The 26,592-nt window shown below is 64.4% G+C and carries 26 protein-coding genes; 11 read left to right on the top strand and 15 right to left on the bottom strand.

The window, feature by feature from the left end; translation table 11 throughout:
- The first annotated feature begins 12 nt into the window (after positions 1 to 12).
- A complete protein-coding gene (locus PF049_02315; GenBank protein WBY17020.1) occupies positions 13 to 1,842 on the top strand; it encodes a long-chain fatty acid--CoA ligase in 1,830 nt (609 codons plus the stop codon).
- Here the strand turns inward: PF049_02315 and PF049_02310 are convergent.
- From PF049_02310 to PF049_02300, 3 genes are all read right to left on the bottom strand, one after another.
- Positions 1,839 to 2,171 carry a hypothetical protein gene (locus PF049_02310; protein ID WBY17019.1) on the bottom strand — a complete coding sequence of 111 codons (333 nt, stop codon included), beginning with the start codon at positions 2,169 to 2,171 and terminating at the stop codon, positions 1,839 to 1,841. The genes PF049_02315 and PF049_02310 overlap by 4 nt on opposite strands.
- A gap of 162 nt (positions 2,172 to 2,333) precedes the next feature.
- Positions 2,334 to 2,861, bottom strand: a complete 528-nt coding sequence (locus PF049_02305; protein ID WBY17018.1) for a hypothetical protein — start codon at positions 2,859 to 2,861, stop codon at positions 2,334 to 2,336.
- Between the two features lie 108 nt (positions 2,862 to 2,969).
- Positions 2,970 to 4,268 carry a hemolysin family protein gene (locus PF049_02300; GenBank protein WBY17017.1) on the bottom strand — a complete coding sequence of 433 codons (1,299 nt, stop codon included), beginning with the start codon at positions 4,266 to 4,268 and terminating at the stop codon, positions 2,970 to 2,972.
- A 192-nt stretch (positions 4,269 to 4,460) separates the two neighbouring features.
- Between PF049_02300 and PF049_02295 the strand changes: the two genes are divergently transcribed.
- Positions 4,461 to 5,156: an OmpA family protein gene (locus PF049_02295; protein ID WBY17016.1), complete on the top strand. Its 696-nt coding sequence runs from the start codon at positions 4,461 to 4,463 to the stop codon at positions 5,154 to 5,156.
- A 79-nt stretch (positions 5,157 to 5,235) separates the two neighbouring features.
- On the opposite strand, the gene PF049_02290 is transcribed toward PF049_02295, so the two are convergent.
- Positions 5,236 to 6,027, bottom strand: coding sequence for a 3'(2'),5'-bisphosphate nucleotidase CysQ (locus tag PF049_02290; GenBank protein WBY17015.1), 792 nt, complete (start codon positions 6,025 to 6,027; stop codon positions 5,236 to 5,238).
- Between the two features lie 117 nt (positions 6,028 to 6,144).
- On the opposite strand from PF049_02290, the gene sucC reads away from it, so the two are divergent.
- The 3 genes from sucC to PF049_02275 all read left to right on the top strand — a co-directional run bounded on the left by sucC (position 6,145) and on the right by PF049_02275 (position 9,249).
- Positions 6,145 to 7,344: an ADP-forming succinate--CoA ligase subunit beta gene (sucC, locus tag PF049_02285; GenBank protein ID WBY17014.1), complete on the top strand. Its 1,200-nt coding sequence runs from the start codon at positions 6,145 to 6,147 to the stop codon at positions 7,342 to 7,344.
- A gap of 192 nt (positions 7,345 to 7,536) precedes the next feature.
- Complete coding sequence (locus tag PF049_02280; GenBank protein WBY17013.1) at positions 7,537 to 8,283, top strand: electron transfer flavoprotein subunit beta/FixA family protein; 747 nt, start codon at positions 7,537 to 7,539, stop codon at positions 8,281 to 8,283.
- Between the two features lie 36 nt (positions 8,284 to 8,319).
- Positions 8,320 to 9,249, top strand: coding sequence for an electron transfer flavoprotein subunit alpha/FixB family protein (locus PF049_02275; protein ID WBY17012.1), 930 nt, complete (start codon positions 8,320 to 8,322; stop codon positions 9,247 to 9,249).
- 112 nt (positions 9,250 to 9,361) lie between these two features.
- Here the strand turns inward: PF049_02275 and PF049_02270 are convergent, their stop codons facing one another.
- From PF049_02270 to PF049_02240, 7 genes are all read right to left on the bottom strand, one after another.
- Complete coding sequence (locus PF049_02270; protein WBY17011.1) at positions 9,362 to 10,069, bottom strand: sigma factor; 708 nt, start codon at positions 10,067 to 10,069, stop codon at positions 9,362 to 9,364.
- An 80-nt stretch (positions 10,070 to 10,149) separates the two neighbouring features.
- A complete protein-coding gene (locus PF049_02265; GenBank protein WBY17010.1) occupies positions 10,150 to 11,370 on the bottom strand; it encodes a DUF445 domain-containing protein in 1,221 nt (406 codons plus the stop codon).
- Positions 11,371 to 11,441: 71 nt separating this feature from the next.
- Positions 11,442 to 14,909 carry an efflux RND transporter permease subunit gene (locus PF049_02260; protein WBY17009.1) on the bottom strand — a complete coding sequence of 1,156 codons (3,468 nt, stop codon included), beginning with the start codon at positions 14,907 to 14,909 and terminating at the stop codon, positions 11,442 to 11,444.
- Between the two features lie 3 nt (positions 14,910 to 14,912).
- A complete protein-coding gene (locus PF049_02255; GenBank protein WBY17008.1) occupies positions 14,913 to 16,124 on the bottom strand; it encodes an efflux RND transporter periplasmic adaptor subunit in 1,212 nt (403 codons plus the stop codon).
- Between the two features lie 226 nt (positions 16,125 to 16,350).
- Positions 16,351 to 16,614, bottom strand: a complete 264-nt coding sequence (locus PF049_02250; protein WBY17007.1) for a GlsB/YeaQ/YmgE family stress response membrane protein — start codon at positions 16,612 to 16,614, stop codon at positions 16,351 to 16,353.
- Positions 16,615 to 16,736: 122 nt separating this feature from the next.
- Complete coding sequence (locus tag PF049_02245) at positions 16,737 to 17,036, bottom strand: DUF1153 domain-containing protein (GenBank protein ID WBY17006.1); 300 nt, start codon at positions 17,034 to 17,036, stop codon at positions 16,737 to 16,739.
- Complete coding sequence (locus PF049_02240) at positions 17,033 to 17,362, bottom strand: hypothetical protein (GenBank protein WBY17005.1); 330 nt, start codon at positions 17,360 to 17,362, stop codon at positions 17,033 to 17,035. The genes PF049_02245 and PF049_02240 overlap by 4 nt, the downstream gene beginning before the upstream one ends.
- Positions 17,363 to 17,508: 146 nt before the next feature.
- On the opposite strand from PF049_02240, the gene mnmA reads away from it, so the two are divergent.
- Positions 17,509 to 18,684 (top strand): tRNA 2-thiouridine(34) synthase MnmA, encoded by a 1,176-nt coding sequence (mnmA, locus tag PF049_02235; protein ID WBY17004.1) that lies wholly within the window; start codon positions 17,509 to 17,511, stop codon positions 18,682 to 18,684.
- Positions 18,681 to 19,613, top strand: coding sequence for a hypothetical protein (locus PF049_02230; GenBank protein WBY17003.1), 933 nt, complete (start codon positions 18,681 to 18,683; stop codon positions 19,611 to 19,613). Before mnmA ends, PF049_02230 begins: the two co-directional genes overlap by 4 nt.
- On the opposite strand, the gene PF049_02225 is transcribed toward PF049_02230, so the two are convergent.
- Positions 19,610 to 19,975, bottom strand: a complete 366-nt coding sequence (locus PF049_02225; GenBank protein ID WBY17002.1) for a hypothetical protein — start codon at positions 19,973 to 19,975, stop codon at positions 19,610 to 19,612. The genes PF049_02230 and PF049_02225 overlap by 4 nt on opposite strands.
- A gap of 24 nt (positions 19,976 to 19,999) precedes the next feature.
- On the opposite strand from PF049_02225, the gene PF049_02220 reads away from it, so the two are divergent.
- A complete protein-coding gene (locus PF049_02220) occupies positions 20,000 to 21,154 on the top strand; it encodes a serine hydrolase (protein ID WBY17001.1) in 1,155 nt (384 codons plus the stop codon).
- Between the two features lie 3 nt (positions 21,155 to 21,157).
- On the opposite strand, the gene PF049_02215 is transcribed toward PF049_02220, so the two are convergent.
- The 3 genes from PF049_02215 to pdxH form a co-directional block, all read right to left on the bottom strand.
- On the bottom strand, positions 21,158 to 21,955 hold the full coding sequence (locus tag PF049_02215) for a PhzF family phenazine biosynthesis protein (protein WBY17000.1): 798 nt from the start codon (positions 21,953 to 21,955) through the stop codon (positions 21,158 to 21,160).
- Entirely contained in the window at positions 21,952 to 22,851 is a 900-nt protein-coding gene (locus tag PF049_02210; GenBank protein ID WBY17960.1) for a cation diffusion facilitator family transporter, read from the bottom strand. Before PF049_02210 ends, PF049_02215 begins: the two co-directional genes overlap by 4 nt.
- A 64-nt stretch (positions 22,852 to 22,915) precedes the next feature.
- Positions 22,916 to 23,551, bottom strand: a complete 636-nt coding sequence (pdxH, locus tag PF049_02205) for a pyridoxamine 5'-phosphate oxidase (GenBank protein ID WBY16999.1) — start codon at positions 23,549 to 23,551, stop codon at positions 22,916 to 22,918.
- 166 nt (positions 23,552 to 23,717) lie between these two features.
- On the opposite strand from pdxH, the gene PF049_02200 reads away from it, so the two are divergent.
- The 3 genes from PF049_02200 to fabI are packed head-to-tail and all read left to right on the top strand — an operon-like array spanning position 23,718 to position 26,539.
- The gene (locus PF049_02200) at positions 23,718 to 24,674 is read left to right on the top strand and encodes a DnaJ C-terminal domain-containing protein (GenBank protein ID WBY16998.1); all 957 of its coding nucleotides are present in this window, start codon (positions 23,718 to 23,720) and stop codon (positions 24,672 to 24,674) included.
- 6 nt (positions 24,675 to 24,680) lie between these two features.
- A complete protein-coding gene (locus tag PF049_02195; GenBank protein WBY16997.1) occupies positions 24,681 to 25,736 on the top strand; it encodes a YihY/virulence factor BrkB family protein in 1,056 nt (351 codons plus the stop codon).
- Positions 25,733 to 26,539 carry an enoyl-ACP reductase FabI gene (fabI, locus tag PF049_02190; GenBank protein ID WBY16996.1) on the top strand — a complete coding sequence of 269 codons (807 nt, stop codon included), beginning with the start codon at positions 25,733 to 25,735 and terminating at the stop codon, positions 26,537 to 26,539. The genes PF049_02195 and fabI overlap by 4 nt, the downstream gene beginning before the upstream one ends.
- The last annotated feature ends 53 nt before the right edge of the window (positions 26,540 to 26,592 follow it).

Below are 26,592 nucleotides of genomic sequence, written 5' to 3'. Positions count from 1 at the left end.
GGAGCAGCAGGTTTGCAACTGAGTAATATCGAACAGGCGAGCAATCTCGTCGATCTCTTCCTCAAGCGCGCCGACGAGAACGGCGACAAGCCGTTCCTTGGCAGGAAGACGGGCGGCGAGTGGAAGACCCAGAGCTGGCGCGAAGTCGCCGAGCAGGTCTGCGTCCTGGCCGAAAACCTGCGCCGCATCGGCCTTGCCGAGGGCGACCGTGTGATGCTGGTGTCGGAAAACCGGCCCGAATGGTGCATCGCCGACCTCGCCATCATGGCGGCAGGCTGCATCACCGTGCCGGCCTACACCACGAATACCGAGCGCGATCATGTCCATATCCTGGACAATTCGGGCGCGAAGGCCGTCATCGTGTCGAACGAGAAACTGTCGGCCCCGCTGATCCCCGCCATCTTCCGCACAGGGATTGCCGAACATATCATCCCGATCGACGGCGTGCGCTCCTACCAAGGTGGCAATCTGCATTGCCACGAATGGGCCGGACTGGTGGACGGCGACGCACAGGAAGCCCGCGCTGCGGTCGAAGCGCGCCTTGCCGGCATCACGCGCGAGACGACGGCCTGCATCATCTACACCAGCGGGACGGGCGGCGCACCGCGCGGCGTCATGCAGCATCACGGCGCTATCCTGTGCAATGTCGTGGGCGCGGCTGAAATCCTGATGCACGATCTCGGGCTGGAGGAAGACGAGCGCTTCCTGTCGTTCCTTCCGCTCAGCCACGCATACGAGCATTCCGGCGGGCAATTCCTGCCGATCGGCGTCGGCGCGCAGATCTATTACGCCGAAGGGCTGGAAAAGCTCGCCAGCAATATCGAGGAAACCAGGCCGACCATCATGGTCGTCGTCCCCCGCCTGTTCGAAGTCCTGCGCACGCGCATCATGAAGCAGGTGGCGAAGCAGGGCGGCGCTGCCAACTACATGATGGACCGCGCGCTGCAGATCGGGGAACGGCGCGCGGAAGGCCGGACCAAGCTGCTGGACAGGCCGATGGACTTCATCCTCGAGCGCACGCTGCGTCCGAAGATCCGCGACCGTTTCGGCGGCCGGATCAAGGCGATGGTATCAGGCGGCGCGCCGCTCAATCCCGATGTCGGCATCTTTTTCGATTCGATGGGGCTGACGATGCTGCAGGGCTACGGCCAGACCGAAAGCGGTCCGGTCATCAGCTGCAACCGCCCGGCTGCCGGGATCGCCATGGACACGGTCGGCCCGCCGATGAAAGGCGTGGAGGTGAAGATCGCCGAGGACGGCGAAATCCTCTGCCGCGGCGAGCTGGTGATGAAGGGATACTGGCAGAACGAGGCCGAAACGAAGCGCACCCTGATCCCCGACCCCGCCGATCCCTCGGGCGAACCGTGGCTGCATACCGGTGATATCGGCCATATCGACGAGGCAGGCCGGATCAAGATCACCGACCGCAAGAAGGACATGATCGTCAACGACAAGGGCGATAATGTCGCGCCGCAGAAGATCGAGGGCATGCTGACGCTGCAGCCGGAAATCGGACAGGCCATGGTGAGCGGCGATCGCCGTCCCTACGTCGTCGGCCTGATCGTGCCCGACGCCGAGTGGCAGCTGGAATGGTGCCAGTCGCAGGGCAAGAAATTCGATTGCAGCGCGGTACAGGACCTGCCCGAGTTCAAGGCCGCGATCCGCGCAGCGGTCGACCGCGTGAACAAGGAATTGTCGGTCACCGAAAAGGTCCGCCAGTTCACCTTCGCGGACGAGCCGTTCGCCGTCGAGAACGAGGAAATGACCCCCAGCATGAAAATCCGCCGCCACAAGATACGCGAGCGGTATCAGGACCGGCTGGACGGATTGTATCGGAGTTAGTGTCCACGCACAGTTTTGATCAGCGCGCTGTCTGCAAGCAAAGCATCGACATGATCGCAGATTGATCGACCATCATTGGTCACCTGGCGCAGCAACTCTTGGCACTCTGCTTCTGTCCATACCCGGTCCGGTGTCACATCTGTAAGATCTCTTGGCAGATGCCGGGTCTGAAGGAATTTCTGGCCAGCTTCATCGAACAGAATTCGGACTGAAGCATGGGCTAGCAAGTTTCGATAAGGACGGTTCGAGCACCATCTCCCAATCCGCGTGTCGAGCGCTTTTGCTTTTCTACCGCCCGAGCCTTGCAGCAGATTTCGGACTTCGTTCAAAGAACTGAGAGAGCCATTTGTGATTGGCAGCTGCAATGCAATCGATAGGCGACCCAAAGCCTGCTCGGCTCGTGCGAAATGGTCGAGAATCTTCCCGCACCAGGAATATGGCTCGAACTCTGCCTGGACAGGGGAACTTTGCATTTCCAATTGAACTTGCCGTCAAGCCGCTTCCGCTTCCACATATTCGGGATAGAAGCCGGGTTCCGTTTCCGACCATCCCGGTGCTGTCGCGGCAGCTTCGCTGAGCGATTGCAGCAGCATCCGGCGGCGTTCCGGGCGAATGTGCGGCAGGGCCGCTGCGGCGACGAAGGCGCTCGGCAGCCATGGCCGGGCCTGCGCGCCGAGTAGGCGTTCGTAGAGGAAGCGGAAAGCGGAGAACCCGTCGATCCTTTCCTGCGACAGGTCGAAGGCCGCCACCCGGGTCAGCGTCCCGATGAATCCGTCGATATGGTCCCCTTCGGGATCGGCAGGCATGTCCTCGCGCAGCCGCTTTAGCTCTTGGTAGGCCACATATTGCCGCCGGATACCGGCATTCTCCGCAGCGTCGCGTGCCCATGTCTTGAACGCGTCGCACCGGCCGAAGCCGACATCCAGGCTGCGGCGGATGTAACGCTGCTCTGCAGCAGTGAAGCTTGCAAATTCGCGCATTTCGGCAATGGCGAGAGAAGCGTTGGCAGTCTGCGGCATCGGTATATCCCCCTTGTCCGGGGACCGGTATCGCGCAGGATGGTTAACAGCCGGTAAGCATGTCCGACGATTCTGCTCTGACGGGTTAGCGAGGTGGATGAACGCCCCTCATTCGGGCGTGCGGCTGACCAGCAATTTGTCGATCTTGCGCCCGTCCATGTCGACGATCTCGAACGTCCAGCCCTGTTCGCCGAAGCTTTCGCCTTCCTGCGGGAAATGCTTCAGCACCGCCAGCGCGAACCCTGCCACGGTCGCGAATTCACGCGATTCGTCGTATTCGATGCCGATCTTGTCCGCCAGCGCATCGGCCGCCATCGCGCCCGACACCAGCAGGGAGCCGTCGGCACGTTCGACGATTTCCGGGATGTCGCCCTGGTCCACATCGCTGGCAAACTGCCCGACAATGGCGGTGAGGAGATCGACCGAGGTCACGATCCCGTCGAGATGCCCGTATTCGTCATGCACCATCGCCATCGCGATATCCGCCTGCTGCAGCACGCGCAGCGCATCGAGCGCGTCGAGCTGGTCCGGCACGATCTCGGGCTTTTTCGAGAGGGCCTGCAAGTCGACCGGCAGCCCGGCAAGCTGCGCGGCCAGGACTTCGCGTACCTTGACGACGCCCAGAACCTTGTCCGGGGAGCCCTGCGCAATAGGCAGGAGCGAATGCGGGCTCTCCGCTATCTTGAGGGCGATGGCCGCCTCGTCGTCGTCGATGTCCAGCCAGTCGAGTTCGGTTCGCGGCGTCATCACTTCGCGCACAGGCCTTTCGGCAAGGCGGACGACGCCGGTCAGGATGGCGCTCTGTTCTTCCTCCAGCACACCCGTCTGGGTCGCGTCGGCGAACAGCATGTGCAGTTCTTCCGCCGTGACGCTCGCCTGCCCGCCGGGGCGGACACCCAGCAGGCGAACGATGGCGGCGGACGAGGTATCGAGGACCCAGACGAAAGGCGCGGCGATAATGGCCAGCCAGCGCATGGGTCCGGCCATGGCGACGGCGATGGGCACTGCCAGCCTGAGCGCCAGCTGCTTGGGCACGAGTTCACCGATGACCAGCGTGAAATAGGTCGTCAGCGCGATGACCAGCGCAAACCCGGCCCGGTCTGCGAGGTCGGCCGGCAAGCCCAGACCGACCAGCCGTTCGCCGACCGGGCCACCCAGGCTCGCACCCGAATACGCACCCGAGATGATGGCCACGAGGGTGATCCCGATCTGGACGGTCGAGAGAAACTTGCCGGGATTGCCCGCCAGTTCGATAGCCGTCTCGGCCCCGCGGCTTCCCTTGTCGGCCTTCGCCCGCAGTTTCGTGGGCTTGGCAGAGACGATAGCCAGTTCCGACATCGCGAAGATGCCGTTGAGCACAATCAGTCCCGCGATGATGAGCAGGTCGGTCCAGGGAAAGGGTGTCACAGTTCGCCCGCGCTAGCACAATTGTGCGGCCACGCCAGCCTGTCCGGTACATGGCCCTGCCGTTCATCACGGGAACAGGAGACCGCGACCAAGGTTGGTATAGCGAGAAGCGCGCGGTGGGCGCGCACTATCGTGACGTGCGGGGAAATGCCCGCCGGCCCTTCCGGGCCGAATTTTTGGGGAATGACCATAATGAAGAAATCTCGTATTCTCGTCTCGGCGCTGGCCGCAACCTCGCTGATGGGCCTGTCGGCCTGCGTTACCGATCCCAACACCGGGGAGCAGAAGATTTCCCGCACGGCGATCGGCTCCGTGCTGGGCGGTGCGGCTGGCTACCTGCTGGGCGACGTGATCGGCGGTTCGACCGCGCGCATCATCGGTGCCGGCATCGGCGGTAGCGCGGGCGCAGTCATCGGGAAGCAGTTCGACGACCAGATCAAGGAACTGGACGAGATGACCGAAGGCACGGGCGTCGACGTGACCGAGATCGGCGACCAGGAAGCGATCCTGGTGAACCTGCCCGATGGCGTTACCTTCGCAGTCGATTCGGCAACCATCACGCCTGCCTTCCAGGGAACGCTCGACGTGATCGCCAACAGCCTGATCAAATATCCCAACAGCCTGATCGACGTGTACGGCTTCACCGATTCGACCGGTTCGGACGCCTACAACCTCGAACTGTCGCAGCGCCGCGCGAATGCGGTTGCCGACTATCTCGCTGCTCGCGGCGTGGCCCGTGCCCGGATGGCGACGCAGGGCTACGGCGAAGATCCGCGTTACTTCAAGTCGACGAACGACACCCCGGCCGGCCGCGCAGCGAACCGCCGCGTCGAAATCAAGATCACCCCGATCAGCCAGGCCGATGTGGCCCAGGCCCAGGGCAACTGATCAGCCTCGCGCCGATGCAAGAAAAAGGGGGCCTGCAGCGATGCGGGCCCCTTTTTCATGACCGCCGCGAATTCCCGGCCTAGTCCTTGGGACGAGCGGCCACGATCCGCGCCCGGTCGGCGAGGTGGTCCACCGCCTGACGGTGAATGCCGGGGGCGCTGACGAGCAGCCCGAAACTGCGGGGATCGCGCTTGTTATAGGCAAAGACCCTGCCGAACGCATCGCTGACCGCAGCCCCTGCCTCGCGGGCGATCAGGGTTGCGGCGCCTATGTCCCATTCGAACCCCCAGCGCAGCGTCGCGATCAGGTCCGCTTCGTCGGCAGCAACCATGGCGACGCGCAGCGCGATGGAATTGGGCTTGTCGACCATTTCCATCAGCCGGTCTTCCTTCATCAGCGAATCGGCCGGGATACGCGCGCCGGACAAATCCTCCCGCGTCGATGCTTTCAGCACCTGTCCGTTGCGGGTCGAGCCCTGTCCCGCCACCGCGATCCATTCTTCCCCCCGCGCCAGTGCGCTGAGCATCCCGATGAGCGGGCGTCCTTCGCTGACCAAGGCGACGGATACCGCCCAGCCCTTGCGACCGCGGATGAAATCGCGCGTACCGTCCACCGGGTCGACCAGCCAGATCAGCCGCTGCTGCTGGCGCTCGGGCGTATCGGTCGTTTCCTCGGACAGCCACCCGGCCGCCGGCAGCAACGCGCCCAGTTCGCGGCGCAGGAAGCGATCGACGGCGAGGTCCGCCTCGCAGACGGGATCGCCCGGCTTTTTCTCCCACGACTCCAGGTCATGGCCTGCACCGGGCCAGTGGGAATGGGCGATCGCGCCCGCCTCGCGGACGATCGCGGCAAAGCGTTCGTGGTCGATCATGATCTCTGGCGCTGCAATTGGACGCGCCGCAGGCACTTTTCAAGCTGGCTCATCCATGCAAAGGCCCCACAGCAAAGCCATCCTTCCCCTGACGAGAACAACAGGACACAGCGCCCCATGAACATCCATGAGTACCAAGCCAAGGAACTGCTCGCGAAATACGGCATCGCCGTTCCCACGGGACACGCCGCGATGACGGTCGAAGAAGCGGTCGAAGGCGCGAAGAAGCTTCCCGGGCCGCTCTATGTCGTGAAGGCGCAGATCCACGCAGGCGGCCGCGGCAAGGGCAAGTTCAAGGAACTGGGCCCCGATGCCAAGGGCGGCGTGCGTCTGTCGCAGAGCATCGACGATGTCGAAGCGAATGCGAAGGAAATGCTCGGCAACACGCTGGTCACCATCCAGACCGGTGACGAGGGCAAGCAGGTGAACCGCCTCTACGTCACCGACGGCGTCGACATCGAACACGAATACTACCTGTCGATGCTGGTCGATCGCGCCACCGGCCAGGTTGCCATGATCGCGTCGACCGAAGGCGGGATGGACATCGAGGACGTCGCGCACGAGACGCCCGAGAAGATCACCACCATCACCATCGACCCGGCGCAGGGCTTCATGCCCCATCACGGCCGTGCCGTTGCCTTCGCGCTCAAGCTGACGGGCGACACCAACAAGCAGTGCCAGAAGCTGGCGAAACAGCTCTACACCGCCTTCATGGACCTCGACATGGAAATGCTCGAGATCAATCCGCTGGTGGAAGACAAGGAAGGCAATCTCCTCGTCCTCGACACCAAGATGAGCTTCGACGGCAACGCGCTCTATCGCCACAAGGACGTGGAAGAGATGCGCGACGAGACCGAGGAAGACCCGGCCGAAGTCGAAGCGAGCGAATACGACCTCGCCTACATCAAGCTGGACGGCAATATCGGCTGCATGGTCAATGGCGCAGGCCTGGCCATGGCAACGATGGACATCATCAAGCTGAACGGCGCCTTCCCGGCGAACTTCCTCGACGTGGGCGGCGGCGCGACGACCGAGAAGGTCACCGCGGCGTTCAAGATCATCCTGAAGGACCCGGCGGTCGAGGGCATCCTCGTCAATATCTTCGGCGGCATCATGCGCTGCGACACGATTGCGGAAGGCATCGTCGTGGCGGCCAGGGAAGTCGAACTGGACGTGCCGCTGGTCGTCCGCCTCGAAGGCACCAATGTCGACCAGGGCAAGGACATCCTGAACAATTCCGGCCTGCCCATCGTTGCGGCCGACGACCTGGGCGATGCGGCGAAGAAAATCGTCGCGGAGGTCAAGCAGGCGGCCTGATTCGCCTGTCACGGGGCCAACCGCGCTGCCCGATGCGGCAACCTGCCGCTACGTCAGCGCGGTGCCTCCTGCCCTGCCCTTGACGTAAACGTAAATGGAACGCAAACGCTGTTCCATCATTCGATGAAGTAAGCGGCCGCCGATGCGGCCTGCCCCGTTTCGGGGCACCAATTTCGAGAGGAAGGAACCCACATGAAAATCCTCGTCCCCGTCAAGCGGGTGATCGACTACAACGTGAAGCCCCGTGTGAAAGCGGACGGCTCCGGCGTGGATCTTGCCAACGTGAAGATGAGCATGAACCCCTTCGACGAAATCGCCGTCGAGGAAGCCATCCGCCTGAAGGAAGCCGGCAAGGCAGAGGAAATCGTTGCCGTCTCCATCGGCCCGGCAAAGGCGCAGGAAACGCTGCGTACCGCGCTCGCCATGGGTGCAGACCGCGCAATCCTGGTCGAAACCGATGACGAGGTCGAACCGCTGGCGGTTGCCAAGATCCTGAAGGCGATTGCCGAGGAAGAGAACCCCGGCATCGTCATGCTGGGCAAGCAGTCGATTTCCGACGACAGCAACCAGACCGGCCAGATGCTGGCCGCGCTGATGGATCGCCCCCAGGGCACCTTTGCCAACACCGTCGAAGTCGACGCCGACAGCGTGACGGTGAAGCGCGAAGTCGATGGCGGACTGCAGACGGTCAAGCTGACCCTGCCGGCCATAGTCACCACCGACCTTCGCCTGAACGAGCCGCGCTACGCATCGCTGCCCAACATCATGAAGGCGAAGAAGAAGCCGCTCGACACGAAGACGCCGGCCGATTTCGGTGTCGATACCGGGCTGCGCCTGACCACGACGAACGTTTCCGAGCCGCCCGTTCGCCAGGCTGGCGAGAAGGTCGAGGACGTCGACGCGCTGGTAGCCAAGATCAAGGCGCTCGGCATCGCGTAAGCGAGCCTCGAGCCCTCAAGGAAAAGGAAAACGGACATGAACACTCTGGTTCTGGTCGAACACGACAACAACTCGGTCAACGATGCCACGCTGGCTGTGGTGACCGCCGCTGCGAAGCTGGGCGATGTGACTGCACTGGTCGCTGGCTCCAACTGCGGCGGTGCTGCCGACGCTGCTGCGAAGATCGCTGGCGTGTCGAAGGTCCTGAAGGCCGACGATGCCGCCTACGAGCACCAACTGGCCGAAAACGTGGCCCCGCTGGCGGCCAAGATCATGGCGGATTACGACGCCTTCCTCGCACCCGCCACGACCAACGGGAAAAATATCGCCCCGCGCGTCGCAGCCCATCTCGACGTGATGCAGGTGTCCGACATCCTGTCGGTCGAAGGCGAGAAGACCTTCACCCGTCCGATCTATGCCGGCAACGCCATCGCGACGGTGGAATCCAGCGATCCCAAGCTGGTCATCACCGTGCGCGGCACGGCTTTCGACAAGGCCGAGGCCGAAGGCGGCTCTGCCAGCGTAGAGGACGTAACCGGTCCGGGCGATGCTGGCACGTCGAGCTTCGTGGGTGAGGAAATCGCCGAGAGCGACCGCCCCGAACTTACCAGCGCAAACGTCATCGTTTCGGGTGGCCGCGCACTGAAGGATGCCGACACGTTCGAGGAAATCATCACCCCGCTGGCTGACAAGCTGGGTGCCGGCATCGGCGCCAGCCGTGCCGCCGTCGATGCGGGCTACGTCCCCAACGACTACCAGGTCGGCCAGACGGGCAAGATCGTGGCCCCGGAAGTCTACATCGCCATCGGTATCTCGGGTGCGATCCAGCACCTCGCCGGGATGAAGGATTCCAAGACCATCATCGCGATCAACAAGGACGAGGACGCTCCGATCTTCCAGGTCGCCGACATCGGCCTCGTCGCCGATCTCTACAAGGCCGTACCGGAACTAACCGGCAAGCTCTGAGGCACGGCAACAGTTTCGACAGGTGATCGATCAAGCCCCCGGTTCGCGGCTTGTCAGGCAGGCACCTGCGCTCCGGGGGTATTCCATTCGGCAACCGCAAGACCCGTAACGATCAGGCACCCGCCATCGCAGCGTGGATGGCGAAGCAATGCCGCGCCACGCGCCTTCCGGCCTGGCGCTGCCTCTCCCGCGCGGCACGATTGCCCTGCCCGCCTTCCATCCAGTAGCGCCACGCCCGGTCCCCATCGCGGTGCGTGATGCGCTTTTCGTCCGAAGCCGCGCCGATCAGCCCCCTTGCCCAACGTGACGCAAGGTGCGCCGAAGCCCCTTCCTCCACCATTTGCTGCGCGGTTTCGTCGACGATCTCGAGCGCGGCGGCTGCGTCGTCCTCGTGGCCCAGGCCAAGGGCCACGGTGACAATTGAGGCATTGCGCGCGCTTGTCCTCTGGTCGAGCCGAACGCGGTGGCGCAGGGATTGCAGCTCTCCCCGCATCGCCCAGGTCGCGTGGGTCGCAAACGCGGCCTTTTGCGGGTCGTAGCTAGCGATGGCGCGGTGGATACCGATGGCACAGGCCTGCGCTGCGTCGTCCGCCATGTCGTCCAGACCATAGCGCCGCGTCAGGTAACGGATCCGTGCGGACAGGGCTGAGACGATGCGGCGGAATTCTCGGTCGGCTTCGCTCTGCATCCTGCGGCCCGGTGGCGATCCCTCTTCCAGAAAACCGGACCTGAGAGAGCGATAATGCTGCACCAGAACTTCCAGCGTTTGCGTGCTTTGCTGCGCCACCGCGATGCTCCCCTTCCATGACAAGTGGAGCATTGTGTGCCGCCTGCATGGCTAGCGAGTGCCGAAGGACAGCATAGGTAATGGCGGCTAGGGGATTTTGCCGGGGCCGCGGTTCAGATCAGGATGTCGAGCGTGTGGATGGCCATGCCGACCAGGCCGCCCACGATGGTCCCGTTGATACGAATAAACTGGAGATCGCGGCCGACCGCACCCTCCACCCGGTCGGTGACCGTGGTGGCGTCCCACCGGCGGACGGTTTCAGACACCAACTGCACGATCTGCGCGCCATAACGCGTCGCGACCCCGACAGCGGTGCGGCGGGCGAACCGGTTGACCTGCATCTGCAGGCGCTGGTCCTGCCGCAGCGCATTGCCCAGCTCTGCCAAACCCTTGCGCATTTCATCGCCCAGTGCGCTGTCTGGATCGCGCGCCCGGCGGATCAGCGACAGGCGGATGCGTTCCCATACGCCCATCCACCATTCCGCGAGCGCCGGATTCTCGAGCATTTCGCGCTTCAGGTCCTCGACCCGCTCCCGCGTCTGCGCATCGTGCTGGAGATCGTGCGCCAGTTTCTCCATGCCTTCCTGAATTTTCCCGCGCAGTTCATGGTCGGGATCGACCAGAACCTCGGCCAGCAGGCGGTACAGCCCGTCGAGGACGGATGTCGCAATGCGTTCGTCCAGCCCGGTCCAGCGTAGGACCGAATTGGCCCGCTGGCTGATGATTTCGCGAACCGTTTCCTCGTTGTCTTCCAGCGTCAGTCCGGTCCAGCGGATCACCCCGTCCATCAGCGGCAGATGCCGCGAATCGGCAATCGCGTTTTCCAGCATTCGCCCGACCAGCGGCGCGACATCGATCTTGGCGAATTGCGAGGCGAGCCCGCTGCGCACCTGCGTGCCGAGCCGGTTGGGATCGAGCGATTCGAGGACTTCGGCAAACAGTTCGGCCGCCCCGCCGGTGATGCGCGACCGCGTGCCGCCGTCCGCCTCTGACGCCGGGTCCACCAGGAAATCGCCCGCGGCACCGGCCACGTTCATGCCCTGCATCCGCCGCGCCACCACGGCGGGGGTCAGGAAATTGGTGCGCAGGAAATCCGCCATCGTGTCGGCGATGCGGTCCTTGTTCTTGGGGATGATCGCGGTGTGCGGGATCGGCAGGCCCAGCGGATGCCGGAACAGGGCCGTCACCGCGAACCAGTCAGCCAGTCCGCCCACCATGGCCGCCTCGGCAAAGGCATTAACGAACCCCCATGCCGGGTGCAGGTCCAGCACCTGTTTCGACGCGACGAAGATGCACGCCATCGCCAGCAGCATGAGCGTTGCGGTGATCCGCATCGCACGGGCCGCGTCGGGAGATACAGCAGTGTTGGCAGCCGCTGTCGGTGCCGAAGGGCTCTCGCGATCGATCACTCGGCAGGAACGGGGGTATGGCCGCCGGGTTCCGGACTCGTCTTCCCGTCATCGCCGGGACGATAGGTCAGGAACTTGCCGCGCAGCCACGGACCGAGCCTCCGCTCGAGGCCGTCGGCCAGGCTGAAACCCGCCGGAACGATCAGGAGCGTGAGCAGGGTCGACACGATCAGCCCGCCGATGACGACGATGCCCATGGGCTGGCGCCACGCACCGTCCCCGGTCAGGGCGATGGCGGTCGGCACCATGCCCGCCGTCATGGCGACGGTCGTCATCACGATGGGCTGGGCGCGCTTGTGCCCGGCATCGATGATGGCATCGAGCTTGCGGGTGCCGCGGTCCATTTCCTCGATCGCGAAGTCGATCAGGAGGATGGAGTTCTTCGACACGATGCCCAGCAACAGCAGCATCCCGATATAGACCGGCATGGATTGCTCGCCATCCAGTAGCCAGAGCAGGAAGATACCGCCCAGCGGTGCAAGCGCCAGCGAGGTCATGTTGACCAGCGGACTCATCAGGCGCTTGTAGAGCAGTACCAGCACGGCGAAGACCAGCAGCACGCCGGCAACGATGGCGATGATCAGGCTCTGGATCAGCTCCTGCTGCCATTCTTCCTCGCCCACGACGTCGCGGATGACGCCTTGCGGCAGGTCTTGCAGGACCGGCAGCGCGTCGATTTCCGCCTGCGCTTCGCCCTTGACGACACCCTGCGCCAGATCCGCTCCGACCAGTACGCGGCGGTTCTGGTTGTACCGCTGGATGGTCGTCGGGCCGGAACCGAAGCTGATCTCGGCGACGCGGGACAGCGGCACGCTGCCGCCGGTCATGGTCTGGACCGGCAGGTTCTCGATCGTGGTCAGGTCCTCGCGCGATTGCGTAGGCAGCTTCACGCGGATGGGAATCTGGCGGTCGGACAGGGAGAACTTGGCCGCGTTCTGCTCGATCTCGCCCAGCGTGGCGATGCGGATCGTCTGGCTGATGGCCGCCGTCGTGACGCCCAGCTCGGCCGCGAGGTCGGGGCGCGGGGTGATGATCAGTTCGGGCCGGTTGATGTCGGCGCTGATGCGCGGGGCGATCAGGGAATCGATGCCCTTCATCTGCTCGACCAGCGTGGCCGCGGTTTCTTCCAGCAGTTCCGGATTCGACCCGGCGAGCATCACGGTCATGTCGCGCCCGCTGCCGAAGCCGCCGGACTGCGAGGCGAAACGGACCCGCGCATCGGGAATTTTCGCCAGTTCGGGTGCAAGCGCCCGTTCGAACTGGATCGAGGTCCGCTCACGGTCGTCGGTCAGGCGGATATAGATCGTCGCCTGGCCTTCGCGCACGCGTTCCAGCGCACGGTCGACTTCCGGCTCCTCATACAGCAGGTCGGCAACCCGGCGGGACACGCGTTCGGTGGTCGCCAGCGTGGTTCCGGGGACCATCTCGATCTCGACCCGGCTGCTGTCATTGTCGATCTGCGGCTGGAACTGGCCCGGAACGCTGGCGAATAGCAGGACCGTCAGGAGCAGCGCGAAATAGCCGATCATCAGCATCCACGCGCGGTGATCGTAGAACCGCGCCTCCATCCACAGCCAGCCATTGCGGACCCAGCCGCCCAGGGCGCGGAACGGCAGGCCCAGCAGCTTGAGCGCGGCAAGTCCGGCGAAGAACCCTGCCAGGATGACAAGCGCAAACTGCAGCAGACCGATAATGCGGTTGCCCACCACGGCCAGCTTGGAATCGGGGTCGCTGCTGATCGCGGTGCCGATCTTTTCGGGAATGTCGAGCTCCGCAAGCGCGGCGTGACCCTGTGTCACGACGAAGGCCGGCACGACGAGAAGGATCAGGATGACCAGGAGGAAGGCGATGGCATAGAAAACACGGTGCCGGGGCGCTTCCAGACCGGCGCGCCGGGCATACATCTTCCCCCGGTCGAGCGACCAGCGAAGGATGCCCATGTAACGGTCCATCATCGGCCCTTCGCCGTGATCGGCGTGACCTTTCGCCTTGAGGAAATAGGCCGCAAGCATTGGCGTGATCATGCGCGCCACGGCGAGCGACATCAGAACGGCGACGACGACCGTGAAGCCGAAATTCTTGAAGAACTCGCCCGAGATGCCGGGCATCGCACCGACCGGGAAGAACACGGCCACGATGCAGAAACTGGTCGCGACCACCGGCAGGCCGATTTCGTCGGCGGCGTCGATACTGGCCTGATAGGCGCTCTTGCCCATCCTCATATGACGCACGATATTCTCGATCTCGACGATGGCGTCATCGACCAGCACACCCGCCACCAGCGCGAGGGCGAGCAGTGACAGCGTATTCAGGTTGAAGCCCAGCAGGTCCATGAACCAGAAGGTCGGAATGGCGGACAGCGGAATGGCAACGGCGGAAATGATGGTCGCCCGCCAGTCGCGCAGGAAGAAGAACACCACGACGACGGCAAGAATGGCGCCTTCGATCATGGCCGCCATGGAGCTGTTGTACTGTTCTTTCGTGTAATCCACGCTGTTGGTCAGCGGGATGAAGCGCACGCCGGGATTTTCTTCCTCGATCTCGGCGATTTTCTCCAGCGCGGCGTCATACACCGTGACGTCGGACGCACCCTTCGCGCGGGACATGGCGAAGTTGACGACTTCCTTGCCGCGCACCTTGCTGATCGAGGTCCGCTCGCTGTAGCCGTCGCGCACGGTGGCGACATCCGCCAGCTTGACCGTGGTGCCATTGCCCAGCTGAATCTGCTGCTGCGAAAGCTCGTAAGCGGTATCGCTGCTGCCGAGTACACGGACCGACTGGCGCGTTCCGCCGACTTCGGTCGCGCCGCCCGCTGCATCGATATTGGTCTGGCGCAGCACCGCGTTGATCTGGCTGGCCGTAACGCCGAAAGCCTGCATCCGCTGCAGGTCGAGAATGACCTCGATCTCGCGGTCGACGCCGCCGAAGCGGTTGACCTCCGCCATGCCTTCGACGCTGAGCAATTGCTTGGCTATGGTATCGTCGATGAACCAGCTGAGCTGTTCGATCGTCATGTCGTTTGCCTCGACGGCATAAATGCCGAGGAAACCGCCCGAAATGTCCTGCTTGTTGACCCGGGGCTCGAGAATCCCGTCGGGCAGGCTGCCGCGGATCGTGTCGACCGCGTTCTTCACCTCTGCCACGGCGTCGTTCGGATCGGTACCGATCTCGAATTCGATGAAGGTGTTGGAATTGCCTTCGCGCGCGGTGGAATTGATAGATGCCACGCCGTTGATCGAACGGACCGCGGATTCCACGCGCTGGGTAATCTGGTTCTCGATTTCCGTGGGGGCCGCGCCCGGCTGCGAGATCGATACGCTGACGGCCGGAAATTCGACGTCCGGGTTATTGACCACGTCCATGCGCGCAAAGGCGAGCAGGCCCGCGAACAGCAGGCCGGTGAACAGGACCAGCGGGATGACCGGGTTGCGGATCGACCACGCGGAGATGTTCTGGAAATTCATCGGTCAGCCGCCCCGTACCGTGGTGTTTTGCGGCGCGATGGTCTCGCCCTCCGTCACGAAGCCGCCTGCGCGCAAGACGACCCGTTCCGTCCCGTCGAGCCCTTGCGTGATCGCGATGCCCTCGCTCGTGACCATGCCGGTCGTGACCGAACGGCGGACCGCCTTGTTGCCTTCGCCGACAATGAAGACGAAGCTTCCGTCATTGTCGGACAGGACCGCGGATTCCGGTAGGAGCGGGGCGACGATCGTACCGCTCTTGATGACGGCGGTCGCAAAGCCGCCGGGACGCAGCTCGCTCGCATAGGGAAGCGAAATGCGCGCCACGCCCTGCCGGTTCTGTTCGTCGATGGTCGGGGCAAGCTGCCAGACCTGGCCGGTGAAGGCCTTGTCCGTGCCGGCCGGGGTCACCGTCGCCTGCACGCCGGTCGACAGCCTGGCGAGGTCGTTCTCACCCACGCGGGCGAGCAATTCCATTTCCCCGCCGCGCGCGATGCGGAACAGGGGCGGCGAACCGGCACTAACGGTCTGCCCCGGCTCGACACTGCGCTCGAGGACGAGGCCGGATACGGGCGCGACCACGTTGAGACGCGCGTTTCGCGCCTGCAGTTCGGACAGCTGTGCCTGTGCGACGTTCACACGGGCGCGCGCCGCATCGCGGGTCGCGGTCAGGCGATCGACATCGGCGCGGGAGATGAACCCACGATCGACCAGCTGGAGCGCGCGGTCCAGATTGCTTTGCGCCAGCTGCGCGTCGGAGCGGGCGACTTCTACCTGTGCCGCTTGGGCGCGGGCCTGCTGGTTCTGGACGGAGCGGTCGATCGACACGAGCACCTGGCCCGCATTGACCCATTCGCCCTGCTCGGCCGCCACGGCAACGACGCGGCCGCCTTCGCCCACGACGCCGACGGGAATGTCCCGCCGTGCGGCCAGCGTGCCGGTAGCGGAAATTTCGCCTTCGATCGTCGCCTGGCCGGGAGAGATGACGGAAACGCGCGGCGCCTGTTCGTCGCGGTCGGCCGCCGGTGTCGCAGCGCCGTCACCGCCGGTGACGAAGTAATAGGCCCCTGCAATGACGGCGGCGAGAAGCACGGCAATGCCCACCCAGACCCACAGGCGGCGCGAGGATTTCTTCTCCGGCTGGCCGTCCAGTCCGACCGGCGCTTCGTCGAGTTTCGGCGCGGTTTCGCTGTATTCGCTGGTCGAGTGGTAATTCATATCAGGCCCGTCACTGGTTTCCCTAGTGTGTTATACGGGTATATCACCCCGCGCAATCCCCATACCGCGCGCGATCGGGCCTTGGCAATCGAACCTTCTACCAACGGCGTTGAGCAAAAGACCGGCGTCAGGAAGATACTTCGCAGCGGGACTAAGTCGTGCAACGAAAAAAGGGCCGACTCTTGCGAGCCGGCCCTTGTCCGTAAATCGTTCTGAATGCGACGACTTAACGCACGCGGCCACGCTGGATCAGGTTCATGATGGCCAGTAGGACGATCGCACCGATAACGGCGATGATCAGTCCGGTCAGGCTGAATTCCTGGATCGAACCGGCCCAGCCGAATGCACCGGCGATCACATTGCCGATGACCGAGCCGATGATACCGACGACGATGTTCCAGAAGATGCCCATCGAGGCATCGCGGTTCATGACCAGGCTTGCGAGCCAGCCGGCGACACCGCCGACGATAATTGCGATAATCCAACCCATTGTTCTTTCCTCCTGTTGCAGGCGTATCGGGGCTTTCAACGGACCGATTGCGCGCCGGTTCCCGAACGAAAGCATTATAGCCTTTGGGAGGTATACACCCGTCCGGGCGTTTGCCTAGCGCGTTAGTATTTGAGCTGGCGCTCGTAGAGATCGCGGTAGTGCTGGATGCGGGTCACCCGCAGGCCCTGCATCCCCGAACGGTCCACTGCCCGCTGCCAGGAAGCGAACTCCTCGAGCGTCAGATTGTAACGCTCCAGGACCTCGTCGAGGGTCAGCAGGCCACCGTTCACGGCAGCGACGACTTCGGCCTTGCGCCGCACGACCCAGCGTTTCGTCTTGGGCGAAGGGAGGTCGGCCACGGTAAGCGGTTCGCCCAGGGGGCCGATCACTTCTGCGGGCCGGATTTTCTGGTTCTCTATCATTGTGTCTCTCGGTCGACATGGTCCGCGTGAGCCGCGGTCGGGGCAGACAATGCGTCGCCAGCTTTGCCGTCGGTTAAACCAACAAGGTTAATCGGCTTTTTATTTTTGCAATTTGGATGAGCGCCGCTCGCATCCAGGAGCTTTTCCGCTTTCAGGAAACTGCCCCCTGCCGCAGGCCGGGCGTCGGCCAGGACCGTGCGAACATCGCGGGTCGCGGCAAGGCGAGCGACCAGTTCCGGCCACGCAAAGGGGCGGAGCGAAGGCGAATCGACGCCCGTTGCAGCCTCACGCAGGGCCGTGTCGGCAAGGTTGGTGTTTTCGAACATGCCCCGTCCAATAGGGCGGGCTGGTCAAGATCGGGTAAACCCGTGATTTACTTCGGGTTAGGATTACCGGAAAAACGGCTGCGGAGCGCGGAAACGTGGATGGCGCACCCTTTGCGGAAAACCTAATTGCGCCCTATATGGCCGCCATGTCCGACACGCTGACCATGACACCGGCACAGGCTGCCGAACTGTTCGACCTGCCCGGCCCCATGGCCGAACGGCGTATCGTCGTTGCGATGTCGGGCGGCGTCGATTCCTCCGTGGTCGCAGCGCTTGCCTCGCGCAGCGGTGCACATGTCATCGGCATCACCCTGCAATTGTACGATTACGGCGCGGCCACGGGCCGCAAGGGCGCGTGCTGCGCCGGCGACGATATCGCCGATGCGCGCGCCGTGTCGGACAGGCTCGGCATCGCACACTACGTCTTCGATCACGAAAGCGCTTTTCGCGAGGACGTGGTCGAGCAATTTGCCGACGATTACCTGCAGGGCCGCACGCCGGTTCCCTGCATCCGCTGCAATATGGGTCCGAAATTTACCGACCTGCTCCGCATGGCGCGTGAATTGGGGGCCGACTGCCTGGCCACGGGCCATTATGTGCGGCGCGTGACCGGTCCGGGCGGGCCGGAACTGCACCGTGCCCACGACCCCGCGCGCGACCAGTCCTATTTCCTTTACGGGACGACGCAGGACCAGCTCGACTTCCTGCGCTTCCCGCTGGGCGGCCTGCCCAAGGCGCAGGTGCGCGAGTTGGCCGAGGAGGCGGGTCTGCGCAATGCGGCAAAACCCGACAGCCAGGACATCTGCTTCGTGCCCGATGGCGATTACGCCAAGATCGTGCGCAAGATGCGGCCCGAAGGCGGGCAGGCCGGCAAAATCGTCCATGCGGGTACAGGGGAAACGCTGGGCTCTCACAAGGGCGTCATTCATTACACCGTCGGCCAGCGCCGCGGTCTCGATATTGGCGGGCAGCCGGAGCCGCTTTATGTCGTCGGCATCGACGCGGAGCGGGCGCAGGTTCGGGTCGGGCCCAAGCGGATGCTGGCCATTGCCGAGGCGAAGCTTATAGAAACGAACCGCATCGGCCCCCTCCCCGATACACAGCTTACCGCAAAGGTTCGCTCGCTATCGAAGCCCGTGCCTGTTGCGGTTGCCGGCGCGCTGGGTGACGGGGCCCAGGCCACCCTGCATTTCGAAACGGCGGAGCTGGGCGTTGCGCCGGGACAGGCCGCGGTCATCTATGCCGGGGACCGGGTCGTGGGAGGCGGATGGATCGACCAGACGGTTGCAGCCGACCCTGCGCTCGGTGCAGCTGCCGGGTGAAACCCCCGCGCAACAGGAACGGGCGGATCCCTCCCGCCGCGCTGGCGCTGTTACTGGCCATCCTTGCCCTGCCCTTCGTCTACCACCTCCTGCCGGACAGCCGGATATGGACCGACCCCGGCTTCGCCCCTCCCCGCGTCGAACTTCGCTGGGAAGTCGAGCCGGGCGACGAAGACGCACCGCCGACCATCGGCATGGTGTTCGACGACGAAGGACTCGCTTCGGTCGGGGATGCGCCGCAAGTCCTGCCGGTCGAGACCTACGGCCCCGGCGAAATCGGCTCTTTTCCCGATCCCCCGGTCCAGCCCGACGTCGCCCGCTTCATCCTGGCCCTGCCGCACGAGATAACTCTTGGTCCGAATGCGCAGCGGGAGCGTGTGTCGACCTGTACCCTCGAGGGCGAGGCGCGATATGAAGGCCGTATTGTTCTCCACGATGGCTGCCTCCGCCTGCAACGCGGCGGGGATGCGGCGCCCGGCCCGATCGTGATGGGGTATTTCGCGGTGTTCCGCGATGCCGAAAATTACCTGACGATCGGGGCAATGGACGGACGACCCGAAGCAGCATTGAGGGTCGGCGAGCCCCGTGCGCAGCTTTCCGGCATCGGATGTTCGAAAGACAAGCCCGTAAAGGCGCCGCCAGCTCTCGCGAAGCTCTGCCAGGCGGAAACGATGATACGGATCGGCACCATCCGCCGCGAATCGATTTGCTCCGAAGACCGCATCGCGGATCTCGTCAGGCAGGCATCCGACTACCGCATTGTCAGCGACCGCCTTCGCGCGGAAAACGCGGCCTGCATCGCCGAAAACGGTCGCGGCGCGCCCTGTCCGCCTGCTGCCGCTCCATTGCCTCCGCCCGGCGCGCAGACCTGCCGGATGCCGGAGGGCGCGGCCGAGAGGATCGAGCGTGCGATGCGCCCCTCAGCCTAGCCCTCCCAGGGGTCCAGCACGCAGCCATAGCCGTCCTTGAGGCGCGCCGTATCGCTCGCCACGAGGGGGAACGTCGCGGTGACGCTCTTCGCCTCCTCGTCCTCGCTCAGCATGACCAGTTCCATGCCGGGCAACTGGTCCTTGCCGCAATCGTCCAGATCGCGCCCCGCCACGAAGCGGCAAGAGCAGGCGACCCGCGCGGAATAGGCCGTGCCGGCATTGCCATAGCCGGCGATGGGCGCACGGTACGTGTAGGCAAGCGCCGCCACGGCCAGCAGCACGATCAGAAGAACAATAGGCCATCGGCGCGCCCTTCTCGCCGGGCCGTTTCGGGCGTGGGAACGCGGGGCGGGTTTTGCCATTGCAGGTCGATTTCCATCATGCGAGTGAGCCGCACCATGCCGATGCGCCGCGCCTCCCCTATCGCCATCCCCGCCGTCATCACAAGCCTTGCGGCGCTGGCGCTGGCCGCCTGCGATTCGGACCCCGCCGAGCTGCCCCCGCTGAGCGAAGAGGCGCTGGCCGCTGTCGCGGACGACCCCGGTGCCCCCAAAGACCAACTCGCGCGCCAGCTGGACGAATGGTTTACCGACGAAACGGTGGGCGAAACCCGCGCGGCACTGGTCATGCGTGGCGGCGAAATTGCGGCCGAGCGTTATGCAGAGGGCTACGACGCGGACACCCGCTTCATCAGCTGGTCGATGGCGAAGACGGTCACTGCCGTGCTGATCGGGATGCTGGTCGCCGACGGGAAACTGTCGCTCGACGAAAGTCCGCCCATCCCGCGCTGGCGCAGGCCGGGCGACCCGCGCGGCGAAATCACGCTGCGCCAGCTGCTGCAGATGCGCGCAGGCCTGCGCCATACGGAGGCCGGCAACCCGCCATACGAATCGTCCGAAGTGCGGATGCTGTTCCTCGACGGGCGCGACGACATGGCGGATTATGCCACCGCGCAGCCGCTGGAGGACGAGCCGGGGCGGACCTTCAAATATTCCAGCAATACGACCGTAATTTTGGCCGATATCGCGGCGCGGGTCCTGTCCGACGACAGCCCCGATCCGGAGGTGCGGCGCCGGGCGGTGGCCGAGTACCTGCAGTCCCGCCTGTTCGGACCGCTGGGGATGGAATCCATGGTTCCCGAATTCGACGCCGCCGGCACCCTGATTGGGGGCAGCCTGATGCATGCGACGGCGCGCGACTGGGGGCGGTTCGGAGATTTCCTGAGGAATCGTGGCTCCTATCGCGGATCACAGCTTCTGCCGCGCAGCTGGGTCGATTTAATGACCAGCCCCAGCCCGGCCTCGGAAAATTACGGCGGCCAGACCTGGCTCAATCGCGGCATCGGACTGGACCAGGACGGCAACAAGGCCAATCGGGGTCCGGACACGCTGTATTCGGCCATCGGGCACATGGGGCAGTATGTCCTGGTCTCGCCGGACCAGAAGCTGACACTGGTCCGGCTGGGGCATTCGAGCAGCGAGGAACGCGCCGTCCTGATGGACCAGATGATGGACGTGATCGAACTCTACCCGGCCGAGTAGCGCCTAGCCCGGCAGGTGGAAGCTCCCCTCGACGACGGTCACGCAGCCACCGCCGAGCCAGGCGCGGTCTCCGTCCAGACGCAGGGCGAGATCGCCGCCACGCTGCGAGGCCTGGTGCGCGGTGAAGCTGTCCCGGCCGAGCCGCGCCGCCCAGAAGGGGGTAAGGGCGGCATGCGCGCTGCCGGTCACGCTGTCTTCGTCGACGCCGCCACCGGGCACGAAGACGCGGCTCACGATATCCGTCCGCTCGCCGGGCGCGGTGCAGATGAACTGGTCGTCGCCCAGCGCGCCCAGCCCCTTGAGATCCGGATCCAGCGCGCGCACCTCGGCCTCGCTCGAGAATAGGTAGATCCCGTAACGCGCCTCGTTTTGCCAAACTTCCACCGGACGAGCGCCCAGCAGGGCGACTGCTTCCGGCCAGTCCTCCGGCGAAACGGGAATGACCGGCAGGGCCAGCTCGTAACCCGCCGCGCTCGGCCGCACTTCGAGTTCGCCCGCCTGCCGCGTGCGGAAGGTCACCCTCTCGCCGCCGTCCCGTTCCAGCAGCACGTGACCGCTCGCCAGCGTCGCATGGCCGCACAGCCGGATTTCGGTGGCCGGCGTGAACCAGCGCAATTCCCAATCGCTGCTGCCGGTGTCGTCCTTCACGATGAAAGCCGTTTCCGCAAAATTATTTTCCTCCGCGATGGCCTGCAGCACATCGTCGGGCAGCCAGTCCTCGAGCGGCATGACGGCCGCTTGGTTCCCCGTGAAAGGACGGTCGGCGAAAGCATCGACATGCCAGTAGGGCAGGGAAATCATGGCGTCTCGTCCTCCAGTTTTTCGAACTCGTCGGCTTCGACCAGGTCGTTGCCCGGTTCGTCGACATGGCCCGCAGGGTCTATGTGGATCAGCAGCTCCGTTCCGGGAAACGCGCTGCGCAGGTCGGCCTCCACACGGTCGATCACTTCATGCGCCTCGCGCACGGTCATTTCTCCAGGCAGGTCGACATGGAATTGCACGAAATCGCGATTGCCCGCCGTACGGGTCCGCAAATCGTGCAGGTTCGACAGTTCGGGATGGGTCGCGGCCCGGGCGACGAAGGCGCTGCGGCGGTCCTCCGGCCATTCGCGGTCCATCAGGTGATCGACCGCCTCGTGGGAGGCATCCCATGCGCCATAGGCCAGCCAGGCCGCGATGCCGAGGCCGAAGAACGCATCCGCCTTGCCCAGCCCCAGCTGCGTCTGCAGGACCAGCGCCGCGATCACGGCAAGGTTCAGCAGCAGGTCGCCCTGGTAATGGACGTGGTCCGTCCGGATGGCGACCGAACCGGTTCGCGACAGGACGTAACGCTGCCACCACAGCAGCACGAAGGTCAGCGCGATGGCGGCCACCGACACCCCGATCCCCACGGGCGCCTCGCCCACGGGGGCGTCCTCCATCCAATGCTGGATGCTGCGCACGACCAGGGCAAAGGCGCTGAGCGCGATGAGGACGACCTGGACGATGGCGGCGATCGCCTCCGCCTTGCCGTGGCCGAAACGGTGATCGTCATCCGCCGGCATCGCGGCATAGACCACGCCGAACAGGGTCACGAGGCTGGCGACCAGGTCCAGCGCGCTGTCGGCCAGGCTGCCGAGCATGGCGACCGAATTCGTCTCGACACTGGCCCACAGTTTCAGGGCGACCAGAACGGCCGCCACCGTGATCGATGCCATCGCGGCGCTCCGCGCCAGCCGGTTGCGGGTCAGTCGGTCGTGATCCTGGGTCACGCAGTCTCCATTAGGGGTAGAGCAGCGTGTCGGTCCAGCCGTCTCCTGCGCGGGTGAAGACCCGGCGATCATGCAGGCGGTTCGGCCGGTCGAGCCAGAACTCGATGGCTTGCGGCGCGAGCGTGAACCCGGTCCAGTGCGCGGGGCGCTCTACCTCGTCGCCTTCGAATTGCTGCTTCACCTGCTCGAACCGGTCGAGGAAGACCTGGCGTTCTTCCAGCGGGCTGGACTGGTAAGACGCGACCGCACCCAGCTGCGAATCCCTGCTGCGGGAATGAAAATAGGCGGTCGCCGTTTCCGGATCGACTTCAGTCAGCGTCCCTTCGATGCGGATTTGCCGGCGCAGGCTCTTCCAGTGAAACAGCACCGCTGCCTGGTCGTTTGCGCGAATTTCCTCGCCCTTGCGGCTTTTTGCATTGGTGTAGAAGGTGAAGCCACCCTTGGGGCCACCGACATCCCGCCCGTGCCCCTTTAGCAGGACCATGCGCACCGACGGCGCACCATCGGGCGCAGCGGTTGCCAGCGCCATGGCATTGGGATCGTTCGGCTCGCTCTCCTTCGCCTCCGCCAGCCATTCGTCGAACAGGGCGAAGGGGTCGGTCGCGGGGATGGCGCTTTTGCCGGGGTCTGTCTCGGCAGAATTCATCGAGGTTTCCTCAATATCGGGGAAGCGTGAATGCATTGTCCAATCGATCGGGCTTTGTCGATGTTCCCACCTGCGTCCCGAAGGGACCGGCCCCAGCCTTCATTTCCGCCGATTGCAGAACGTTACCGCGCTTGCATGGGGCGCATCGCCTCCCTAGCTGCATGGAATGGCCGATCCTTATGCCACACTGGGTGTCCCGCGAACCGCCTCCGAGAAGGAGATCAAGAGCGCGTATCGCAAGCTTGCGAAAGAACTGCACCCCGACACCAACAAGGACAATCCCGCCGCCGCCGACAAGTTCGGCAAGGTGACGCAGGCCTACGACCTGCTGTCCGACAAGGACAAGCGCGCGCAATACGATCGGGGCGAGATCGACGGCGACGGCAATCCTGCGAACCCGTTTGCCGGCATGGGCGAAGGCGGTTTCGGTGGCTATGGGGGCGGAGGCGGCCAGCAGGGCGGCTTCCGGGCAGAGGATTTCCAGGGCTTTGGCGGCGGCGAGGCCGATCTGGGCGATATTTTCGAAGGCCTGTTCGGCGGCGGCGGGGCCCGCCAGCGCGGCGGTTCTCCCTTTGGTGGCGGGCGCAGGCCCCCTCCGCCGCAGAAGGGTGCCGACATCGCCTATCGACTGCGCGTCCCCTTTACCGAGGCGGCGACGCGCGCCGACCAGCGCATCACGCTGGCCGATGGCAAGACGATCGACCTCAAATTGCCCGCCGGTGTTGAGGATGGCACGCAGATGCGGTTGAAAGGCAAGGGCGAGCGCGGACCGGGCGGCAATGGCGACGGCCTGGTCACCGTATCGATCGACCGCCACGCCTATTTCGAGCGTGACGGACAGGACGTGCGGCTGGACCTCCCGGTCAGCGTTTCGGAAGCGGTGAAGGGCGCAAAGATCAAGGTCCCGACCGTCGATGGTCCGGTCATGCTGACGGTGAAGCCCGGACTGTCCGGCGGCACGGTCATGCGGCTGAAGGGACGCGGTTTCTCGACCAAGAGCGGTGGGCGCGGCGACCAGCTGGTGACCTTGCGTATCACCCTGCCAGAGGACCTTTCGTCGCTGGAAGAGGCGCTGGGGGACTGGTCCGATCCCGGAAACCCCCGGGCTTCCCTTGGGGTGTAATCCGTCATGAAGGGCTGGCGCGAGGTCTATGACCCGGACGAACGCCTGCCGGATCCCGAAGAACGGATCGTCCAGTCCCTGAGTCCGGAAGACAGGCGCCGCCACGCCATTCGCTTTTCAGGTGCTGTAACAGGCCGGGTCACCGAACGGGTCGGGCCCGGCACGCGCATTTTCGAAATCGTCAAACGGGTCGCGGTCGGTACCTTCAACGACGGGTTCATTCACGCGGGCAATCTGGCCTATCTGTCGATGCTGGCCATCTTCCCGTTCTTCATCACTGGCGCTGCGCTGTTCTCGGTGATCGGTGAGGACTCGGAGCGGGCCGCCACGATCAACGCCGTCATCCTCGCCCTGCCGCCGGTGGTGGCCGAGGTCATCGAACCCGTGGCCCGCAACGTCATCGACTCGCGGTCCGGCTGGCTGTTATGGGCCGGCGGGCTGGTGGGACTGTGGACGGTCAGCAGCCTCATCGAAACCATCCGCGACATGCTGCGCCGTGCCTATGGGACGCAGGCGACCCAGGCTTTCTGGAAATACCGCATAGCATCGGCCGGAGTCATCATCGGGGCCGTCATCCTGCTGATGCTGTCGCTGCTGGCGCAGGTCATCATCGGAACGGCGCAGCAGGTCATCGACGCGTATTTCCCGTGGCTGACAGACGTCATATCCCAGCTTGCGCTGGCGCGCTTCGTCCCGGCGCTGGGCCTGTTCGGGTCGATGTACATGCTGTTTTATACGCTGACGCCCAAATCCTATCGCAATCGCCGCTATCCGAAGTGGCCGGGCGCGCTGGCCGTCACAATCTGGTGGGTCGGGGTGACCATCGCCCTGCCCGTCGTGCTGCGGCAGTTCTTCGCCTACGATCTCACCTACGGATCGCTGGCGGGCATGATGATCACGCTTTTCTTTTTCTGGCTGGTGGGCCTAGGGATGGTGGTCGGCGCGGAACTGAACGCCGCGCTTGCCGAAACGCCCGAGGAAGAAGATGTGATCGGGCAGGCGGATAATCGCAGACGGGCGGCCGAACGTGCTGCCGCCGCTGCCAGGGAAGGTGCAGAATGACCGGATTGATGGCTGGAAAGCGCGGGCTGATCATGGGCCTCGCCAACAACAAATCGCTTGCCTGGGGGATTGCGAAACAGCTCGCCGACCAGGGCGCAGAGCTGGCCTTCAGTTATCAGGGCGACGCGCTGGCCAAGCGGGTAAAACCGCTGGCGCAGGAACTGGGAAGCGACTTCACCTTCGAATGCGACGTGTCCGACATGGATTCGCTGGACGCTGCCTTCGCCACGCTGGCAGAGCGGTGGGACAGCCTGGACTTCGTGATCCATGCCATCGGATATTCGGACAAGAACGAACTGCGCGGCAAATATGTCGATACCAGTCTCGACAATTTCCTGACCACGATGAACATCTCCGCCTACTCGCTCGTCGCGGTGGCGCAGCGTGCGGCGACGATGATGCCGGAAACCGGCGGCTCCATCGTCACGCTGAGCTATTACGGAGCGGAAAAGGTCATCCCGCATTACAACGTCATGGGCGTTGCCAAGGCAGCGCTGGAGGCCAGTGTCCGCTACCTTGCGAACGATCTGGGCCCCGACGGCATCCGCGTGAACGCGATCAGCGCCGGCCCGATCAAGACGCTGGCTGCCAGCGGTATCGGCGATTTTCGCTACATCCTGAAATGGAACGAATACAACGCACCGATGCGCCGCAATGTCAGCATCGAGGATGTGGGCGGCGCCGGCCTCTATTTGTGCAGCGACCTGTCGGCAGGCGTTACCGGCGAAGTGCACCATGTCGATGCGGGCTATCACACGGTCGGCATGAAGCAGGAAGATGCCCCCGACATCTCGGTCGAATGAACATTTGTCGAATGCTGCGATGGGCGATGCGTTAAAGCAATATCTCGGGCTCT

This window comes from Erythrobacteraceae bacterium WH01K (assembly GCA_027941995.1).
In the GTDB taxonomy this organism is placed as follows: Bacteria; Pseudomonadota; Alphaproteobacteria; order Sphingomonadales; family Sphingomonadaceae; genus CAJXSN01.
Note: the sequence above shows the minus strand (reverse complement) of the source record. Positions and strands in the feature narration are given on the sequence as shown.

Coding starts and splice junctions, on each gene's coding strand:
- PF049_02305 (WBY17018.1), bottom strand. CDS start 2,861: ATGCCGCAGACTGCCAACGCTTCTCTCGCCATTGCCGAAATGCGCGAA.
- PF049_02295 (WBY17016.1), top strand. CDS start 4,461: ATGAAGAAATCTCGTATTCTCGTCTCGGCGCTGGCCGCAACCTCGCTG.
- PF049_02290 (WBY17015.1), bottom strand. CDS start 6,027: ATGATCGACCACGAACGCTTTGCCGCGATCGTCCGCGAGGCGGGCGCG.
- sucC (WBY17014.1), top strand. CDS start 6,145: ATGAACATCCATGAGTACCAAGCCAAGGAACTGCTCGCGAAATACGGC.
- PF049_02280 (WBY17013.1), top strand. CDS start 7,537: ATGAAAATCCTCGTCCCCGTCAAGCGGGTGATCGACTACAACGTGAAG.
- PF049_02275 (WBY17012.1), top strand. CDS start 8,320: ATGAACACTCTGGTTCTGGTCGAACACGACAACAACTCGGTCAACGAT.
- PF049_02270 (WBY17011.1), bottom strand. CDS start 10,069: ATGCTCCACTTGTCATGGAAGGGGAGCATCGCGGTGGCGCAGCAAAGC.
- PF049_02265 (WBY17010.1), bottom strand. CDS start 11,370: ATGCGGATCACCGCAACGCTCATGCTGCTGGCGATGGCGTGCATCTTC.
- PF049_02260 (WBY17009.1), bottom strand. CDS start 14,909: ATGAATTTCCAGAACATCTCCGCGTGGTCGATCCGCAACCCGGTCATC.
- PF049_02255 (WBY17008.1), bottom strand. CDS start 16,124: ATGAATTACCACTCGACCAGCGAATACAGCGAAACCGCGCCGAAACTC.
- PF049_02250 (WBY17007.1), bottom strand. CDS start 16,614: ATGGGTTGGATTATCGCAATTATCGTCGGCGGTGTCGCCGGCTGGCTC.
- PF049_02245 (WBY17006.1), bottom strand. CDS start 17,036: ATGATAGAGAACCAGAAAATCCGGCCCGCAGAAGTGATCGGCCCCCTG.
- PF049_02240 (WBY17005.1), bottom strand. CDS start 17,362: ATGTTCGAAAACACCAACCTTGCCGACACGGCCCTGCGTGAGGCTGCA.
- mnmA (WBY17004.1), top strand. CDS start 17,509: ATGTCCGACACGCTGACCATGACACCGGCACAGGCTGCCGAACTGTTC.
- PF049_02225 (WBY17002.1), bottom strand. CDS start 19,975: ATGGCAAAACCCGCCCCGCGTTCCCACGCCCGAAACGGCCCGGCGAGA.
- PF049_02215 (WBY17000.1), bottom strand. CDS start 21,955: ATGATTTCCCTGCCCTACTGGCATGTCGATGCTTTCGCCGACCGTCCT.
- PF049_02210 (WBY17960.1), bottom strand. CDS start 22,851: ATGGCATCGATCACGGTGGCGGCCGTTCTGGTCGCCCTGAAACTGTGG.
- pdxH (WBY16999.1), bottom strand. CDS start 23,551: ATGAATTCTGCCGAGACAGACCCCGGCAAAAGCGCCATCCCCGCGACC.
- PF049_02200 (WBY16998.1), top strand. CDS start 23,718: ATGGCCGATCCTTATGCCACACTGGGTGTCCCGCGAACCGCCTCCGAG.
- PF049_02195 (WBY16997.1), top strand. CDS start 24,681: ATGAAGGGCTGGCGCGAGGTCTATGACCCGGACGAACGCCTGCCGGAT.
- fabI (WBY16996.1), top strand. CDS start 25,733: ATGACCGGATTGATGGCTGGAAAGCGCGGGCTGATCATGGGCCTCGCC.